This window comes from Ruegeria sp. HKCCSP346, from assembly GCF_017872595.1.
GTDB lineage: Bacteria > Pseudomonadota > Alphaproteobacteria > Rhodobacterales > Rhodobacteraceae > Ruegeria.
The window spans coordinates 329,910-344,877 of record NZ_JAEDOT010000002.1 but is presented as its reverse complement, the minus strand read 5'-3'; the positions used below and the strand labels follow the sequence as shown (position 1 = coordinate 344,877).

The window sequence follows — 14,968 nt, the reverse complement described above, 5'->3', positions numbered from 1 at the left end:
AGTAAATTTTATATGGACCGGTTTTCGAGCATTAACACCATCCTGGCCTTCGTGACGGTGGCCCGGGAAGGCAGTGTTTCACGCGCAGCCGAGGTGCTGAACCTGACACAGCCGGCCATCAGCCATCAAATCAAGCGTCTTTCCGAAGATACGGGGCTTACCTTGTTCAACCGAACCGCTACCGGGTTGCAGATCACTCATGACGGCACTGCGGTATTAGCGAAGGCTCAACACGTCCTCGATGCAGTCAGTGATTTCCAACGCAGCGCCCGCCTGCGCGTTGGGCGCTTGAGTGGAAAACTGACGATCGGTACGATCGTCGATCCGGAGTTCATCCGGTTGGGGCGTCTGTTGGCGAATTTGCGCGCAGAGCATCCTGATGTTGAAACCGAACTGAAGCACGGGGTCAGCGGAGATATTTTGACATGGCTCAAGCGGGGTCGGGTTGATGCCGGGTTTTACTTGTGTGGGCCCGATGACCTATCCAGCATCGGGTCGGACGGAGACGATCCGGTGCATGCCATCAAGTTGGCCGAATTCACGTATCGCGTGATCGGACCGGCTGGCTGGCAGAAGCAGGTGGAAGAGTCCGACTGGTCTTCGCTTGCAGCCCTTCCTTGGATCGGCACGCCCGAAGCCTCTGTTCACCATCGCCTTCTGGCCAAAGTTTTCGAACGTCACGCCTGCCGCCCGAACGTGGTTGCGCTGGTGGATCAAGAAGCTTCGATGCTTGAAATGGTCAGGTCCGGCATTGGCCTGAGCCTCTGCCGCGAGTCCATCGCGCTGCATCAAAAGCAATCCTTCGGGCTTGCCGTCTGCAATTCCGTGTCTGTTCCTGCGTGTCTGAGTTTCGCGGCATTGAAACGTCGCAAAGACAACCCGATGATAGCCGAGACATTTGACCTGTTGCTCCGGTCCTGGTGATCGCGTCTGGGAGGTTGCAAAATACTTCTGAGGCGTGTTGCAAATTGCCATCCGGCGCGTTCTGCGCGTGGTACGGCGGGCGGCGCTATAAACCTGGTCGGCCCCAAGTGCCATGTTCTGCACAGACAGCAAGTGAGCAAAGGACAACTTATTGCATAGTGGGGTGGGTTTCAAACAATGGGTGGTGACGATATCGGCCCGGCTGCTGCGAAGACCATGCATGGTGCAACCGTGCCGCCTTCGTTTCTTGTCGCGTTCCACGCCAAAAACATTGGGAAAGACGTTCAGACAACCTATGATCTGATCCCGGGCGACGACAAGAAACGACACTGGGTCGAGGACGGCGATACGTGACGCTTCATCGGCTGTAACCTCTTTGGCGAGCACCCCGAAACGAAGGCCGAGTTCTGCAACCCGCACATAAGATGACGGCAAAGCTCATACGGGAACGGTCAAGCGATCCTGTAATTGACCAACCAAAATGGCAGAGGTCGCGGACTGACTCTGCCTTGTCAGTTTATCTGCCAAAGAACTCAACCACCGCATCCGACGATGCTTTTACCGCCTCGGGTTTGTAGTAGAAGTCCACGTGCGAGAACTGATCAAATGCCAGTTCCTCGTGCTTATTCGTTAGCTTTCCGACAAATTGCGTTGAGCTAGGGGCGGTGAAGGCCGTACTGCTGTAGATGGTCAGGGATGGCTGCACGATCTTGTCGGCTTAGACTTCTCCGATGGAAAACAGAGACTGCATGCCCCGACCGCCGATGAGCATGTTGGTATAGGTCGGAACCGCCTTCGGCCCTTTGACCCGGATCGTGACTTCGTCGAGCAATTGAAGGAAGCCTTGCGGCGCTGCATTGGGGTGATTACGGAAGAGACGGCCATCGGACTGAATCGGATGGTCATCTCAGAATTGATCCGTGACCTTGACCGGCCCCGGCAATTCTTCACTGAAACCGCGACACTTGATTACCCAATAACCAGGCTGTTCAGCGAAGCCGTGGATGTGGGCGTTATCCGAAAGGCTGATCCGGTTTTTGCAACCAACCAGCTATTGGCGCTGGTAAAGAACTTCTTTTTCTGGCCAGAGTTCTTCCTCGGTAAAAACCCGACGCCCAAAGATGTTTTGGACGATTGCGTCGCGATGTTCCTGGCGCACTACAAAGCAGACGTTTGACGCGTGATCGCGAACGCCCGCTTCGTACCGCGAAATGCACCTTCGAAAGGTTCAGGACTTTGCACCTGCGGCCAAAGTCCGGTCTGGCGGGCGCCGCAGAAGCGATGACCGGTCTGGGCCGCCCATATCGATGCGTCATAGAACCAAAAGGTCGTGGTCATGCGTTGCATCTTGAACGACGATTAATCGCTTGAATTCGCCCCGCTTTCGGAGTTCATCCTTTCATCCAGCGTTTTCAGAAGCCTGTTCAAGTCTTTGGCTTCTGCCGAGGTTAGTCCGCGCAAAAGGTGATGCTGTGTGTCGACATGATCGACGACGGCTTTCTCGATCGTCGCAAATCCGGCTTCTGTCAAACGGATCAGAAACCCGCGTTTGTCTTCAGGGTTTGGCACCCTCTCGACGAGGCCGTGTTTGACGAGTTGATCGATGCGATTGGTCATTGTTCCCGAGGTCACCATGGTCAGATCCAGCAATGCTCCAGGGGATAAGCCATCGGGTTTTCCGGATCTGCGCAGGGTCGCCAGGACATCAAAGCTGGCGGCGTTCAACCCATGAGCCTTCCAGGTTCTTTCCATTTCGCCCCGAAGCTTGGAAGTCAATCGTGACAGCCGACCGATGATTTCCATCGGTCCGACATCAAGGTCGGGCCGGGCCTTGTTCCATTGGGCAATGATGCGGTCTACGTGGTCCATGAAACTATATTGCGGAGTTATCTCTTGACGTCAAGATAAATGGATATATCTTGACATCAAGATAATGGAGGTCCGCGATGAGACATCTCGACATTGCACTAACAGCCATTGCGCCGCTGGTTTGGGGCAGCACCTACTTTGTGACGACGGAATTCCTTCCTTCAGGGTATCCGGTGACGATGGCCGCCCTGCGCGCTCTGCCTGCCGGCCTTCTGCTGCTGGTAATGGCACCGCGCTTGCCGAAAGGAATTTGGTGGCTGCGCATTTTCGTTCTCGGCGCGCTCAACTTCACGCTTTTCTGGACCTTGCTGTTTATCGCAGCCTATAGGCTGCCTGGAGGGGTCGCGGCGACAGTCGGTGCGATACAGCCTCTGATCGTCGTGTTCCTGGCCGCGCTGCTGCTTGGGACAGCGATCAGAGCGTCGGCCGTGATGGCTGCCTTGATCGGCATCTTTGGTGTCGGGCTGCTTGTCCTCGGGTCAGGTATAAGGCTTGATCCCATCGGTTTGATTGCCGGAGTTTGCGGGGCGGCCTCGATGGCGGCAGGCACGGTCTTGACTCGGAAATGGCAACCTCCGGTGCCGCTGCTTACCTTCACCGCCTGGCAACTGACCGCCGGCGGTCTGTTGCTGGTGCTTCTGGCCGTCTTCATCGAGCCGCCGCTTCCAACACTGGATGCACGGAACCTCTCAGGCATCCTCTACCTAGCGCTCATCGGGGCTGCGCTCACCTATATCCTGTGGTTTCGCGGTATCTCACGGATAGAGCCGGGGGCCGTCTCGGCGCTTGGTTTTCTCAGCCCGCTCGCCGCCGTTCTGATCGGTTGGGCATTGCTGGGTCAGGCGCTGACACAGATGCAAATCGCCGGCGCCGCGCTTGTCTTTGCAGCAATCTGGGTTGGTCAAAGAGCGGCGCGTACCCGCCCATCTGAGCTTTTGAAAAGCTCCATCCGCCACCCATTGTAAAGGAGAACTCCGATGAAACTCATAGTATTTGGTGCCACCGGCAATGTCGGTTCTCGCGTCGTAACGGAAGCGCTTGCTCGCGGGCATCTCGTAACCGCAGCTATTCGAAACGAGGCAGCGATTGCCAAGCTGCCCGAGGGTGTCAGACCGGTCATCGCGGATGCGACAGATCCCGCAACCCTCGTCGCAGCCATGGAGTCTCAGGACCTTGCGATCAGCGCGTTGCGCTCTCCGCCCGGGCGCGAAGGCGAGATCGTGGCTCTGACACGTTCGATCCTAAATGCTGCTTCACGCACGGGTCTTCGGGTGATCATCGTTGGCGGCGCCGCGCGCCTGCATCTGCCAAACGGCAGTCCGCATACGGTTCTGTCAGATCCGGATTTCTTGCCTGACAACATCGTTCCAACAGCCCGCGCATCGATGGCGCAATGGGAGCTCTGCGCCTCTGAAACATCGGCAAATTGGACTTATGCCAGCCCTCCAGCCCTTTTGCAGCCCGGCCCACGCCTGGGCGCGTTCAGAACCGGCACCGACACGCTGCTGGTTGATGAACTGGGCAATTCGGAGATATCGATGGAAGACTTTGCCGTTGCGCTGGTAGACGAGGCACAATCAGCCAATTTCCAGTGTGCTGCGTTCACGGTCGGTTACTAGCACTTGTTCAAGAGCGCCAGGGAAAGGCAGACCGGCCAGCCGACCAGCAGGCCGGGCAGGGACCAGCGGGAGCGGGTCAGGCCAGATAAACCGTTTCACCGGTTTCAATTGCCTGTTGTGCCGCTTGCCCCATCCTGACAGCCCAGAGGCCGTCCTTCAAACTTACATCCGGTTTTGCTGTTTCGCCACGAAGCACGGCCAGGAACCCTTTGTGCTGATAATAGGTCGACCCATTGTGATCCCCTGCCGCCAAAAGGGTGGGGTCGACCGGAACGTCCATTGATACCGGACCTTTGGGGTTGCGCGGGCTCAGGATCACCTGCGGCAGCGGCGGGGCACCCAAATGGTCGGGCCAGAATCGTCCGGGTCCGGGAACAAACGCCTCGATCTTGGCGTCCGGTCCGACGGCCGATATTTCTTCTTGGTAGCGTGCGCCTTCGGCAAACATGGAAAGTTCCAACATCGCGCGCGCGCCCGAAGCAAAGTCGACCAGAACATAGCCGTGATCCAGAATATCCGGGGTTTGACCGTCGTAACTTTCGTCCAGATGGTTCACCGCCTGCCCGCCGCTTGCCGTGATGCGCACCGGATCGGATCGCAATATCAGACGCATCAAGTCGAAGAAGTGGCAGCATTTCTCGACGAAAGTACCGCCAGTATTTCGGTTGAACCGGTTCCAGTTGCCGACCTTGTCGAGGAAGGGAAAACGATGCTCGCGGATCGACAGCATTTTCACCCCACCTGTCGCCTCGGCCTTGTCGATCAAAGCAGCGATAGGGGGCATATACCGGTATTCCATCGCAACCCAAATCGGGCAGGGGTAGTCGCGCTGCAACTGCTCGAGCCGGGGCGCGTCCTGCGGGTCGGTGAACAATGGTTTTTCTACCAGAAGCGGCAGAGGACGTGTTTCAGCGATTTCGCAGATCTGGTCCACATGAAGATGGTTCGGGCTGACAATGACGACGCAGTCCAGTTCCTTTACCGCCAGAAGCTGTTGCACGGAACCTGCCATGGTTGCAGTCGGCGCAATTGCCTTGGCGGCTTTTGCCATCTCCTGATCGGGTTCAAAGATCGCAGCCACACTGGTACCTTCCAGCAATCCGATATTGTGCAGGTGCTCTTGCCCCATCATTCCGCATCCAATCAGCCCGTAATTGATGGTCCGGGTCATGTGCGTTTCCTTCTACTTCAGACGTTGAACGTAGTTGGCCCGATCCGGGTCGAACCAGGTTTTTGAGAATTCGACGGGTTCGGCGCTTTCCGACCAGCTGAACCGCTCGATGTAACCGACTGCTTGGCCGGCTGGCTTGGTGAAGTCAGAAGGCGTCCAGTCCGGTAGAGGCCGGACCGAAACCCTGTCTTCGGCTCTTGCGATCCAAAAGCCCAACTGGCGCTGATAATAGCGATAGAGCGAGTCGGACAGCAGGCTCCGGTCGATCAGGCCCGCTGATTCGTCCAGCCAGATTTCTTCGACAGCGATGATTGTATCATTCAGGTAGCGCATCCTCCGGACACGCGAACCGGCGTCAGAAGCACCGAATTTTGGCAGATCAACCGGCTTTTTCAGATGGTCAACCGACAGGATATCCGCACGAGGCAGGCCACCCCCTTCGGGCAGTTCCAGCCTAAACATTGCATAGACGCTGCTTTGCGTACCGGTCTCGCGTATGTAGTTCCCCGAGCCTTGGATTCGCTCCAACATCCCCTTTTTTTCTAGCTCTGAGAGCGATTTTCGCAGCGTCCCAACCGAGACATTCAGCTCTGCGGCCATCTCGCGCTCGGGCGGCAATCGTTCACCGTCAATAAGGCGACCAGCCGCGATGTCACGGATCAGAAGTTCCGCGATCTGAATATATACCGGCAGGGCATTGGGGTTTCGGTTGGATGCAGGCACGGCAGACGCTTCACTCGGTCGCAGGAAAAATTGATACACTATTGATCTACATCAAAGCGATTGCTACGCAAGAGGAAAGTCAAAGATGTACGGAGCGTGAATCAAATGAGCATCGTCCCCATCACATCCCCCGATCTGGATGCGGCCGAAGTTTCGTGGTTCGCTGCCCTGTGTTCCGATGATTACCAGTTCCTTGGCGTTCCCGACGGTGACCTGCGGTCGAGTTGGGAGCATTGCTCGAACATTGTGAAAGAGGCCGAAGCGCAGGGTTTTCGCAACATCCTCTGCCCGTCCTCCTATCAGGTCGGTCAAGACACGCTGAGCTTTGTCGCCGGCTGCGCTCCGATCACCGACCGGATCAACCTGCTGGCCGCCGTACGCTGTGGCGAGATGCAACCGATCATGCTGGCCCGCACCATCGCAACGCTGGACCACATGCTGAAGGGGCGTTTGACGGTCAACATCATCTCATCCGACTTTCCCGGTGAGAAGGCCGACAGCGCGTTCCGCTATCAGCGCTCGCGCGAAGTGGTGGAGATTCTGAAACAGGCCTGGACGCAGGATGAGATCAATCATGCAGGCGAGGTCTACAACTTCTCGGGCCTGACCACCGACCCGGCCAAGCCATATCAGACCGGCGGCCCGCTGCTTTATTTCGGCGGCTATTCTCCCTCTGCTTTGGATCTGTGCGGCGAGCATTGTGACGTCTACCTGATGTGGCCTGAAACCAAGGATCAACTGGCTGAACGGATGAAGGCCGTTCACGCCGTCGCTGAAAACTACGACCGCACGCTGGATTACGGGTTGCGTGTCCATATGATCGTTCGCGATACCGAGGCTGAAGCACAGGAATACGCGGATTACATCGTCTCGAAGCTGGACGACGAATATGGTCGCGCCATCCGCGAACGGGCGCTGGATTCGACCTCGCTGGGGGTGGCGCATCAGGCCAGAAACCGCGATCTGGCGGATGAATACGGCTATGTCGAACCCGGTCTCTGGACCGGTGTTGGCCGGGCACGGTCTGGTTGCGGTGCCGCTCTGGTCGGATCGACGGATCAGGTTATGTCGAAGGTCGAGGAATACCAGAAGATGGGCATCCGCGCCTTCATCTTCTCGGGCTACCCGCATCTGGACGAAGCCCGCCATTTCGGCGCTCGCGTGTTGCCGAATTTGAAAACCTGTTCTCTTCCCGAAGCTTACGGAAGGGTTCCCAAAACGACCCCGGCCACACCGCTGGGCAACGGAGAACGCCGCTGATGCAACGTGTGAAACTATCTGACTCGCTGGAGATGAGCCGCCTTGTCTATGGCATGTGGCGGTTGGGCGATGACAGTGACACGTCCGCGGGCCATGTCGAGGCCAAGATTCAGACCTGTCTGGATCAGGGTATCACCACTTTCGATCAGGCCGACATCTATGGCGGCTATCAGGCCGAGGCCGTGCTGGGTGCCGCCCTGCGCGCCAATCCAAACCTGCGTCAGAAGATGGAGATCGTCACCAAATGCGACATCGTCGCGCCGGTTGGCCGTTACGCGGATGCGAAGGTAAAATACTACGACACCTCGCGCGCCCACATTCTGAAATCGGTCGACACGTCGCTGTCGGAAATGGCGATTGACCACATCGATCTGCTGTTAATCCACCGCCCGGATCCCATGATGGACCACCATGAAACCGGAGCCGCCCTGGATGAGGTTGTCGCCAGCGGCAAGGTCGGCGCGGTGGGTGTGTCCAACTTCCGCCCGTGGGATTGGTCGTTGCTGCAATCGGCGATGAATACGCCGTTGGTCACCAACCAGATCGAAATTTCTCTGGGTCAGATCAGCCCATTCACCAACGGTGATTTGGCCTTTCACCAACAGCATGGCCATCCGTTGATGGCATGGTCGCCGCTGGGTGGAGGCTTGTTGATGGCCGGAAACCCGCCGGTTGGGGTCGTTGCCGATGAAATCGCAGCCGGGTTCGGCGTAGATCGCGCCGCCGTCGCTGTGGCGTTCCTGCTGGCCCACCCGGCCAACATCCTGCCGGTTCTGGGCACCAACAATCTGGACCGGATCAAACGCGCCTCGGACGCATTGAAAGTCAAACTGGATCGCGAAAGCTGGTTCCGCCTGTACGAGGCGGCACTGGGGCACGAGGTACCATGATGAACGCAATCTCAAAGGACATGACTCGCACCTTCACTCCACATAAGGACGACACACGTACTCTGCGCGACGCCTTCGGCCGCTTTGCAACCGGTGTCACCATCGTGACCTGCAACAGCGCGGACGGTCCGGTCTGCATCACCGCCAACAGCTTTTCGTCCTTGTCGCTTGACCCACCGCTGATCATGTGGGCCGGAGACCGCAACTCGCGTCGCTTCCCCTATTTCCACAAGGCCCGCCATTTCAGCGTGCATGTGCTGTCGTCGGACCAGGCCGAGCTGTGCTTCGGCTGCTCGAAAGACGCATTTGCACTGCGGGACATCAGCCACGAGCGCTGTGAGAATGGGACGCCGGTGTTGGCGGATTGCCTTGCGCGGTTCGAATGCGAACAGCACGCGTATCACGATGCAGGCGATCACGTTATTGTGGTTGGAAAGGTTCTCAAGGCCAGCATGTCGGATGGAGACGCGCTGACATTTTATGCCGGGAAACTCGGCCAATTCGCGAAAGTCTAAGCGCGATTTGATGACCGTGGGGGACACCCACGGCTGACCAAGGGAGGATCCGCATGGGCGGACTGGCATCGGTGCTTGCACCGATTGCATTCGTGAACGAAACCGTGCTGCGTCTGGGCCGGGCGTTTGGTGTTGTTGCGATTGCGCTCATGGTGATCGCAATCTTGATCCAGGTGTTTTTCCGATACGTTCTGGGCAATGCGCTGCCGTGGCCGGATGAGGCCGCGCGGTTCTGCATGTTGTGGATGACCGGTCTAATGGCGCCCACCGCCTTTCGGCGTGGCGGCTTTGTGGCCATAGACATGCTGGAACGCTTCCTTCCCCGTATCATCGGTCAAACGCTGAATCTGTTCCTGCTTTTGCTCTCGTTCGCCGTCCTGCTGGTCGCGGTCAATATCGGCTGGTCCGAGGTTACCGGCTTTGGCGGAAAATTCGCCACTGCCGCGCTGTATTTGCCCACCTCTTTCGGGTTCGATGAATGGTATCGCATTCCGCGCAGTTGGATGATGGCATCGCTGCTGGTGGGGATCATCCTGCTGATCTCGGTGAATATCGAGCTGATCCTGCGATCCTTCATCACCTTGCTGGGCGGCGGCCACCTGTTGCCTGAAATTCCTGATGCGGCAGTGGGGGCCGAATAAGTGCTGATCTGGTTCCTGCCCACCTTCCTGATTTTCCTGCTGATCGGCCTGCCGGTCTTTTTCGCTTTGCTGGCGGCGCCCGGTATCCTGCTGTGGCTGAACGGCCAGACGAACGACATCACGTTGCTGTATCGCAATGTCTATAACGGCATGGACAGCTTCCCTCTGATGGCGATCCCCTTCTTCATGCTGGCCGGAGAGCTCATGAACCGAGGCGGCATCACCATCCGCCTTGTCGAGTTTTCGCAGGCTCTGATGGGTCATCTGCGCGGTGGTCTGGCGCATGTGAACGTGCTGAGTTCGATCCTGTTTGCGGGCCTCTCGGGATCCGCCGTGGCGGACACCTCGGCGCTAGGGTCGATGCTGATCCCGGCGATGGAGAAACAGGGTTATACCCGGAAATTCGCCGCCGCGATCACGGCGGCAAGTTCCGTGATCGGGCCGATCATTCCGCCCTCGGGCATCATGATCATCTACGCCTATGTGATGGGCGAAAGCGTGGCCGCGTTGTTCCTTGCGGGGATCGTGCCGGGCGTGATGGTCGGTGTCGGTCTGATGCTGATGATCAAACTGATGGCCGACCGCTATGACTTCCCCGTCGCCAGCCGCAAATACACATGGCCCGAGCGGCGTCAGGCCAGTTTGAAGGCCTTTTTCCCATTGATGACACCGGTCATCATTCTGGGCGGTATTCTGGGTGGTATCTTCACACCGACCGAGGCTGCGGCAGTCGCCGTGGGCTATGCCTTCATCATCGGGTTCTTCATCCTGCGGACATTGACATGGAAAGAGGTCCCCGAGGTGCTCAGCAATGCAGGCATGACTTCAGCCGTTGTTCTGCTGCTGGTTGGTGCTGCGATGGCGTTCAAGACGGTCGTCAGCCTCAGCCATGCGCCGGAACAACTGGCCTCGCTGATCCTCAGCCTGTCAGAAAACCCGCTGATCCTTTTGTTCCTGATCAACCTGCTGCTGTTCATCGTCGGCATGTTCCTGGACGCAGGCCCCGCGATCATCATCCTTGGACCAATCCTTGGACCGATCTTCACCAGTCTCGGCGTCGACCCGATCCATTTCGCCATCATCATGAGCGTCAACCTGACCGTCGGCCTCGCCACCCCGCCAATGGGCCTTGTGCTGTTCGTGGCCGCCGCCGTATCGCGCGAACGGGTTGAAACCATCGCCAAGGCGATCCTGCCGTTCCTGGCGGTCGAAATCATCGTAATTTTCCTGATCACCTACATACCCGCACTATCCATGACGATCCCGAGGATAACGGGATTTGCCAACTAACTGAGTTCCACAGGGAGGAAACGCATGCTCAGAGAATTCATCAAAACCGCAGCGGTGGCCACATCGCTGGTGGCGGCGTCCGCCATGGCTGCGACAGCCGCCGATTATACGCTGCGCGCAACCGCAAATTCGAACGAAAACGATGAGGATTATGACGGTCTGATCGTCTTCAAGAACTATGTCGAATCTGCCTCGAACGGCGCGATCGAGGTCGAACTGTTCATCGGCACACAGCTCTGCTCGAACGGGGCCGAATGCTTGCAGGGCGTGGCAGACGGCACCATCGACATCTACATCTCGACCTCGGGCGGTGCCTCAGGCATCTTTCCTTACGTGCAGGTTCTGGACCTGCCTTATCTGATGGCCGATGACCGCGTTGCCGAGCATGTCCTGTCGGGCGATTTCACCCGCACAATGCGCGACATGGCGCTTGAGGACTCTGGCGGCGCGATCCGTCTGATGACCATCGGCAACACCGGCGGCTGGCGCAACTTCGCCAACACACAGCGCCGCATTGCCGAGCCCGCGGATATGGAAGGTCTGAAAATCCGCACCGTCGTCGCCGACCTGCCGCAGGAACTGGTCAAGGCGCTGGGTGCGTCGCCCACCCCGATCCCGTGGCCGGAACTGTTCACCAGCTTCCAGACCGGTGTCGTTGAAGGATCCAAGAACGGCATCACCGACATCATGGGCATGAAATTCCCGGATGCGGGCCTGCAATACGTAACGCTGGACGGCCACGCCTATATGGGCGCATTGTGGTGGATGAACAACGCCAAGTTCCAGGAGATGCCCGAGGATCTGCGCCGCGTCGTGGTCGACGGGTTTTATGCCCTGCAACAGGCCACTTTCGCCTCCCCCAAGCGCAAGTCGATCCAAGCCTATGAAGATTTCGTCGCCGGTGGCGGAGACCTCTATGTGCTGACACCCGATCAGAAGGCTGCGTTCAAAGAGGCCGCAACGCCAGTCTATGATTGGTTCCAGTCCAACGTTGCGCGTGGCGACGAGATCTTTGCTGCACTGACCGAGGCGGTCGCGGCGGCTGAGGCGGACGTCAACGCCGCTCGTGATGCGGATCTGAAGTGAACGGTTGGGCCGGGCTTTGCGGCCTGGCCCTCACCGAAACGGGTACATCCACCCTTTGTAGTCGTTGACCAGAACATGCGCCTTTTCGATCTGCTCCGGCGACATTTTCTTGACCACTTCCTCAAGGCTGATCGCCGCGTCGGGGTCGCCGCCAATGGCGCTGAGCGTGTACCACATATACGCACGCACCAGATCGGGCGCGGGCATGCCCAGACCCAATTCATAATACCAGCCAACGCCCGACTGCGCCCCCGGATGCCCCTTCATCGAGGCGCGCAGATACCATTCAAAGGCCCGTTCGTAATCCTGCTCGACCCCCAAACCCAGCCCGTACATCACGCCGATCAACTCTTCAGCCTCGGCGTTGCCCGAGCGCGCGGCTGGAAGAAGTTCCTCGCGCGCGGCTGCAAACTGTCCGGCTTCCATCATATCGCGGGCTTGTTCCAGTTCAGACAGAGCCGGAGACGCAAATACGCAAAGGGCAAAAACAAGCTGGCGCATGGGATCGTTGCCTTCTTCTGGGTCGGGGCCGCTGTGGCACAGGATTTGCCGCGCCCGCTGACCGATGATGACTTTATCCCCTTTGATATGAAACAGGCCGCCATCGGTCATCAACTGTTTTACGACCCGATCCTGTCAGGCAACCGCAACATCGCCTGCGCCCATTGTCACCACCCGGATTTCGGCACTTCGGACGGGTTGTCGCTGGGCATAGGAGAAGGCGGGCAGGGGTTGGGGCCGGACCGCACACCCGGCACCGGGGCCGACAGAATACGCAAGCGCATCCCTCGGAACTCTCCGGGCCTGTGGAATCTTGCGGCCAAGGACATACACACCGTCTTTCACGACGGCAGGCTGAGCATTTCCGACGTCTACGGCAACGGCTTCAATTCCCCGGCGCAGGAGTGGCTGCCCGAGGGCCTGAACTCACTGCTGGCGGCACAGGCTCTGTTCCCCCTGACCTCACAGTTCGAGATGGCGGGCAATGTGGCCGAAAATGAAGTCACAGGCGCGGTGCATGATCGTATCGACAAGGGCTGGCCCATTCTGGCGAAACGCGTTCGCACCGATCCTCGCTATGGTCCGGCCATCGTCGCCGCCTTTGATGAGGTCGAGACGACCGAGGACATCATGATCACGCAAGTCGCCAACGCTCTGGCCGCTTTCATGGCGATCGAGTGGCGTAGCACTGACAGCCCGTTTGACCACTATCTTGCGGGCGACATGAATGCCCTTTCACCTGCGCAAATCGAGGGGATGAGGCTGTTCTACGGAAAAGCCCGCTGCTCCGCCTGCCACCGCGGACCGCTCATGTCAGATCAGAAGTTCCATGCACTGGGCTTGCCACCCTTTGGGCCGGGTCGCACCCGGCAGTGGGATCCCTTCGTCCGGGATGTCGGCCGCATGGGTGAAAGCAACCGCCTTGAGGATGCCTACAGGTTCCGTACCCCGATGCTACGCAATGTTGCCCTGACCGCGCCTTACGGTCACAATGGCGCTTTCCCCGATCTTGAAAGCGTCATTCGCCATCATTTGGATCCGCAGGCCAGCCTGGACAAATGGACCCCTCAAATGGCTGCCTTACCCAAGGTGCCATGGTTGCAAAAAACGGATTTTCTGGTTTGGCAGGACCAATATGAAATGGCACGTCAACGCAAGAAAATTGATATTGATCCGATCCAGCTTGCGGAATTGGAAATCGAAAACCTGATTGCTTTTCTGCATTCGTTGACAGGTCGCAGCGTAGACTCTCCGATATTCGGTGTGCCGAAAGGATTTACTCCTTAGGGTCAGAATGCATTGATTTTCAGAGCGCTGCATGATTCACGGCTCGAAAAACGGAGCGGTGATATAAGTGACCTTCTCTGGCTGACTGACGAGCAGATGGCCAAACTTTCCCCTTTCTTCCCGCGGTCGCATGGCAAGCCACGGGTCGATGACAAGAGGGTGCTGAGCGGGATTATCTTCATCAATCGCAATGGGTTGCGGTGGCGTGACGCTCCCAAAGAATACGGACCGCACAAGACGCTTTATAGCCGGTGGAAGCGTTGGAGTGAGAAAGGTATCTTCGCTCGGATGATGGTCGGCTTGGCAGCCGAACACGGCGAGGAAAAGACCGTGATGATCGACGCGACCTATCTGAAAGCACATCGTACCGCGACCAGCATGGCCGCGAAGAAGGGGGGCGTGGTCGCCTGATTCACTGCACGGCAGGCGCATCCGAAGGATGCTGCCGAGAGGGGGCCGAACCAAGGGCGGCATGAATACCAAACTGCATGCTATCTGTGACAGCCAAGGGCGACCGATCAGCCTTTTTGTCACCGCTGGCCAAGTCAGTGACTACATCGGTGCGCGAGCGCTACTGAGCAGTATTCCAGATGTCGACTGGCTGCTCGGGGATCGTGGCTATGATGCAGACTGGTTCCGAGATGCGTTAAAAGACAAAGGGATACGCGCCTGCATCCCAGGTCGAAAGCAACGCAAGACAACCGTGAAGTATGACAAGCGCCGATACAAACGGCGCAACCGTATTGAGATCATGTTTGGTAGGCTCAAGGACTGGAGGCGCGTAGCGACACGTTATGATCGCTGTCCCAAAGTCTTCCTCTCCGCAATCGCCCTCGCAGCAACCGTCATCTATTGGTTATGAATCCTGACCCTAGGTCCGTTTCGAGCCGATCCTCAACGGCATTATCCGTCCCGGTATGACGACCTCGCCAGATTGGTATCGCTTGGGGTGTCCTCACACTCGACTCTTAATCTGCCTCACTCCACAAGAATTTTGAGACGCAAACTTGTATTGCCCTCCTTCCGAGGCCCACGCATAAGCGTGGGTTTTCGTGTTTCTGGATGTAAGCTTGACTTGGGTTGTGTATTTGACAGCCAACGACAGAAATGTGATCCGCGCCGGAAGCCGGGCTTTGCACAGTGCGCGTATCTGCGCGCCGTCGGCTTAAATAAGCTGAAGACCGCGGCCAAG

Annotated in this window: 16 protein-coding genes and 1 pseudogene; 13 read left to right on the top strand and 4 right to left on the bottom strand. The window is 57.9% G+C overall.

The window, feature by feature from the left end:
- Positions 1-12 precede the first annotated feature (12 nt).
- From I9185_RS10150 to I9185_RS10140, 3 genes are all read left to right on the top strand, one after another.
- The gene (locus tag I9185_RS10150; RefSeq protein ID WP_210092975.1) at positions 13-924 is read left to right on the top strand and encodes a LysR family transcriptional regulator; all 912 of its coding nucleotides are present in this window, start codon (positions 13-15) and stop codon (positions 922-924) included.
- Between the two features lie 177 nt (positions 925-1,101).
- Positions 1,102-1,278, top strand: coding sequence for a hypothetical protein (locus I9185_RS10145; protein WP_171638374.1), 177 nt, complete (start codon positions 1,102-1,104; stop codon positions 1,276-1,278).
- A 478-nt stretch (positions 1,279-1,756) separates the two neighbouring features.
- Entirely contained in the window at positions 1,757-2,101 is a 345-nt protein-coding gene (locus tag I9185_RS10140) for a TetR/AcrR family transcriptional regulator C-terminal domain-containing protein (RefSeq protein ID WP_210092974.1), read from the top strand.
- Between the two features lie 182 nt (positions 2,102-2,283).
- Here the strand turns inward: I9185_RS10140 and I9185_RS10135 are convergent, their stop codons facing one another.
- The gene (locus tag I9185_RS10135) at positions 2,284-2,793 is read right to left on the bottom strand and encodes a MarR family transcriptional regulator (protein WP_210092973.1); all 510 of its coding nucleotides are present in this window, start codon (positions 2,791-2,793) and stop codon (positions 2,284-2,286) included.
- 77 nt (positions 2,794-2,870) lie between these two features.
- On the opposite strand from I9185_RS10135, the gene I9185_RS10130 reads away from it, so the two are divergent.
- Both I9185_RS10130 and I9185_RS10125 read left to right on the top strand, forming a co-directional pair.
- On the top strand, positions 2,871-3,758 hold the full coding sequence (locus I9185_RS10130; protein ID WP_210092972.1) for an EamA family transporter: 888 nt from the start codon (positions 2,871-2,873) through the stop codon (positions 3,756-3,758).
- A 12-nt stretch (positions 3,759-3,770) separates the two neighbouring features.
- Positions 3,771-4,412, top strand: coding sequence for an NAD(P)H-binding protein (locus I9185_RS10125; protein ID WP_210092971.1), 642 nt, complete (start codon positions 3,771-3,773; stop codon positions 4,410-4,412).
- 76 nt (positions 4,413-4,488) lie between these two features.
- Here the strand turns inward: I9185_RS10125 and I9185_RS10120 are convergent, their stop codons facing one another.
- Both I9185_RS10120 and I9185_RS10115 read right to left on the bottom strand, forming a co-directional pair.
- Positions 4,489-5,583, bottom strand: a complete 1,095-nt coding sequence (locus I9185_RS10120) for a Gfo/Idh/MocA family oxidoreductase (protein WP_210092970.1) — start codon at positions 5,581-5,583, stop codon at positions 4,489-4,491.
- A gap of 12 nt (positions 5,584-5,595) precedes the next feature.
- The gene (locus tag I9185_RS10115; RefSeq protein ID WP_210092969.1) at positions 5,596-6,306 is read right to left on the bottom strand and encodes a GntR family transcriptional regulator; all 711 of its coding nucleotides are present in this window, start codon (positions 6,304-6,306) and stop codon (positions 5,596-5,598) included.
- 105 nt (positions 6,307-6,411) lie between these two features.
- Between I9185_RS10115 and I9185_RS10110 the strand changes: the two genes are divergently transcribed.
- From I9185_RS10110 to dctP, 6 genes are read left to right on the top strand one after another with little or no spacing between them, the layout of a single operon-like run.
- A complete protein-coding gene (locus I9185_RS10110) occupies positions 6,412-7,566 on the top strand; it encodes an LLM class flavin-dependent oxidoreductase (protein ID WP_210092968.1) in 1,155 nt (384 codons plus the stop codon).
- Complete coding sequence (locus I9185_RS10105; protein ID WP_171638390.1) at positions 7,566-8,456, top strand: aldo/keto reductase; 891 nt, start codon at positions 7,566-7,568, stop codon at positions 8,454-8,456. The genes I9185_RS10110 and I9185_RS10105 overlap by 1 nt, the downstream gene beginning before the upstream one ends.
- Positions 8,453-8,971 carry a flavin reductase family protein gene (locus tag I9185_RS10100; RefSeq protein ID WP_245223513.1) on the top strand — a complete coding sequence of 173 codons (519 nt, stop codon included), beginning with the start codon at positions 8,453-8,455 and terminating at the stop codon, positions 8,969-8,971. The genes I9185_RS10105 and I9185_RS10100 overlap by 4 nt, the downstream gene beginning before the upstream one ends.
- A 53-nt stretch (positions 8,972-9,024) precedes the next feature.
- Complete coding sequence (locus tag I9185_RS10095; RefSeq protein WP_171638394.1) at positions 9,025-9,612, top strand: TRAP transporter small permease subunit; 588 nt, start codon at positions 9,025-9,027, stop codon at positions 9,610-9,612.
- On the top strand, positions 9,613-10,902 hold the full coding sequence (locus I9185_RS10090) for a TRAP transporter large permease (RefSeq protein ID WP_152460165.1): 1,290 nt from the start codon (positions 9,613-9,615) through the stop codon (positions 10,900-10,902).
- A gap of 24 nt (positions 10,903-10,926) precedes the next feature.
- Positions 10,927-11,988 (top strand): TRAP transporter substrate-binding protein DctP, encoded by a 1,062-nt coding sequence (dctP, locus tag I9185_RS10085; RefSeq protein WP_171638396.1) that lies wholly within the window; start codon positions 10,927-10,929, stop codon positions 11,986-11,988.
- A gap of 30 nt (positions 11,989-12,018) precedes the next feature.
- Here dctP and I9185_RS10080 read toward each other — a convergent pair whose 3' ends face one another.
- On the bottom strand, positions 12,019-12,489 hold the full coding sequence (locus tag I9185_RS10080) for a tetratricopeptide repeat protein (protein WP_210092967.1): 471 nt from the start codon (positions 12,487-12,489) through the stop codon (positions 12,019-12,021).
- Positions 12,490-12,522: 33 nt separating this feature from the next.
- Between I9185_RS10080 and I9185_RS10075 the strand changes: the two genes are divergently transcribed.
- A complete protein-coding gene (locus I9185_RS10075; RefSeq protein ID WP_348539731.1) occupies positions 12,523-13,776 on the top strand; it encodes a cytochrome c peroxidase in 1,254 nt (417 codons plus the stop codon).
- Between the two features lie 63 nt (positions 13,777-13,839).
- Positions 13,840-14,638, top strand: a pseudogene (locus I9185_RS10070) (IS5 family transposase).
- Positions 14,639-14,968: the final 330 nt, after the last annotated feature.

Coding starts and splice junctions, on each gene's coding strand:
- I9185_RS10150 (WP_210092975.1), top strand. CDS start 13: ATGGACCGGTTTTCGAGCATTAACACCATCCTGGCCTTCGTGACGGTG.
- I9185_RS10145 (WP_171638374.1), top strand. CDS start 1,102: ATGGGTGGTGACGATATCGGCCCGGCTGCTGCGAAGACCATGCATGGT.
- I9185_RS10135 (WP_210092973.1), bottom strand. CDS start 2,793: ATGGACCACGTAGACCGCATCATTGCCCAATGGAACAAGGCCCGGCCC.
- I9185_RS10130 (WP_210092972.1), top strand. CDS start 2,871: ATGAGACATCTCGACATTGCACTAACAGCCATTGCGCCGCTGGTTTGG.
- I9185_RS10125 (WP_210092971.1), top strand. CDS start 3,771: ATGAAACTCATAGTATTTGGTGCCACCGGCAATGTCGGTTCTCGCGTC.
- I9185_RS10120 (WP_210092970.1), bottom strand. CDS start 5,583: ATGACCCGGACCATCAATTACGGGCTGATTGGATGCGGAATGATGGGG.
- I9185_RS10110 (WP_210092968.1), top strand. CDS start 6,412: ATGAGCATCGTCCCCATCACATCCCCCGATCTGGATGCGGCCGAAGTT.
- I9185_RS10105 (WP_171638390.1), top strand. CDS start 7,566: ATGCAACGTGTGAAACTATCTGACTCGCTGGAGATGAGCCGCCTTGTC.
- I9185_RS10100 (WP_245223513.1), top strand. CDS start 8,453: ATGATGAACGCAATCTCAAAGGACATGACTCGCACCTTCACTCCACAT.
- I9185_RS10095 (WP_171638394.1), top strand. CDS start 9,025: ATGGGCGGACTGGCATCGGTGCTTGCACCGATTGCATTCGTGAACGAA.
- dctP (WP_171638396.1), top strand. CDS start 10,927: ATGCTCAGAGAATTCATCAAAACCGCAGCGGTGGCCACATCGCTGGTG.
- I9185_RS10080 (WP_210092967.1), bottom strand. CDS start 12,489: ATGCGCCAGCTTGTTTTTGCCCTTTGCGTATTTGCGTCTCCGGCTCTG.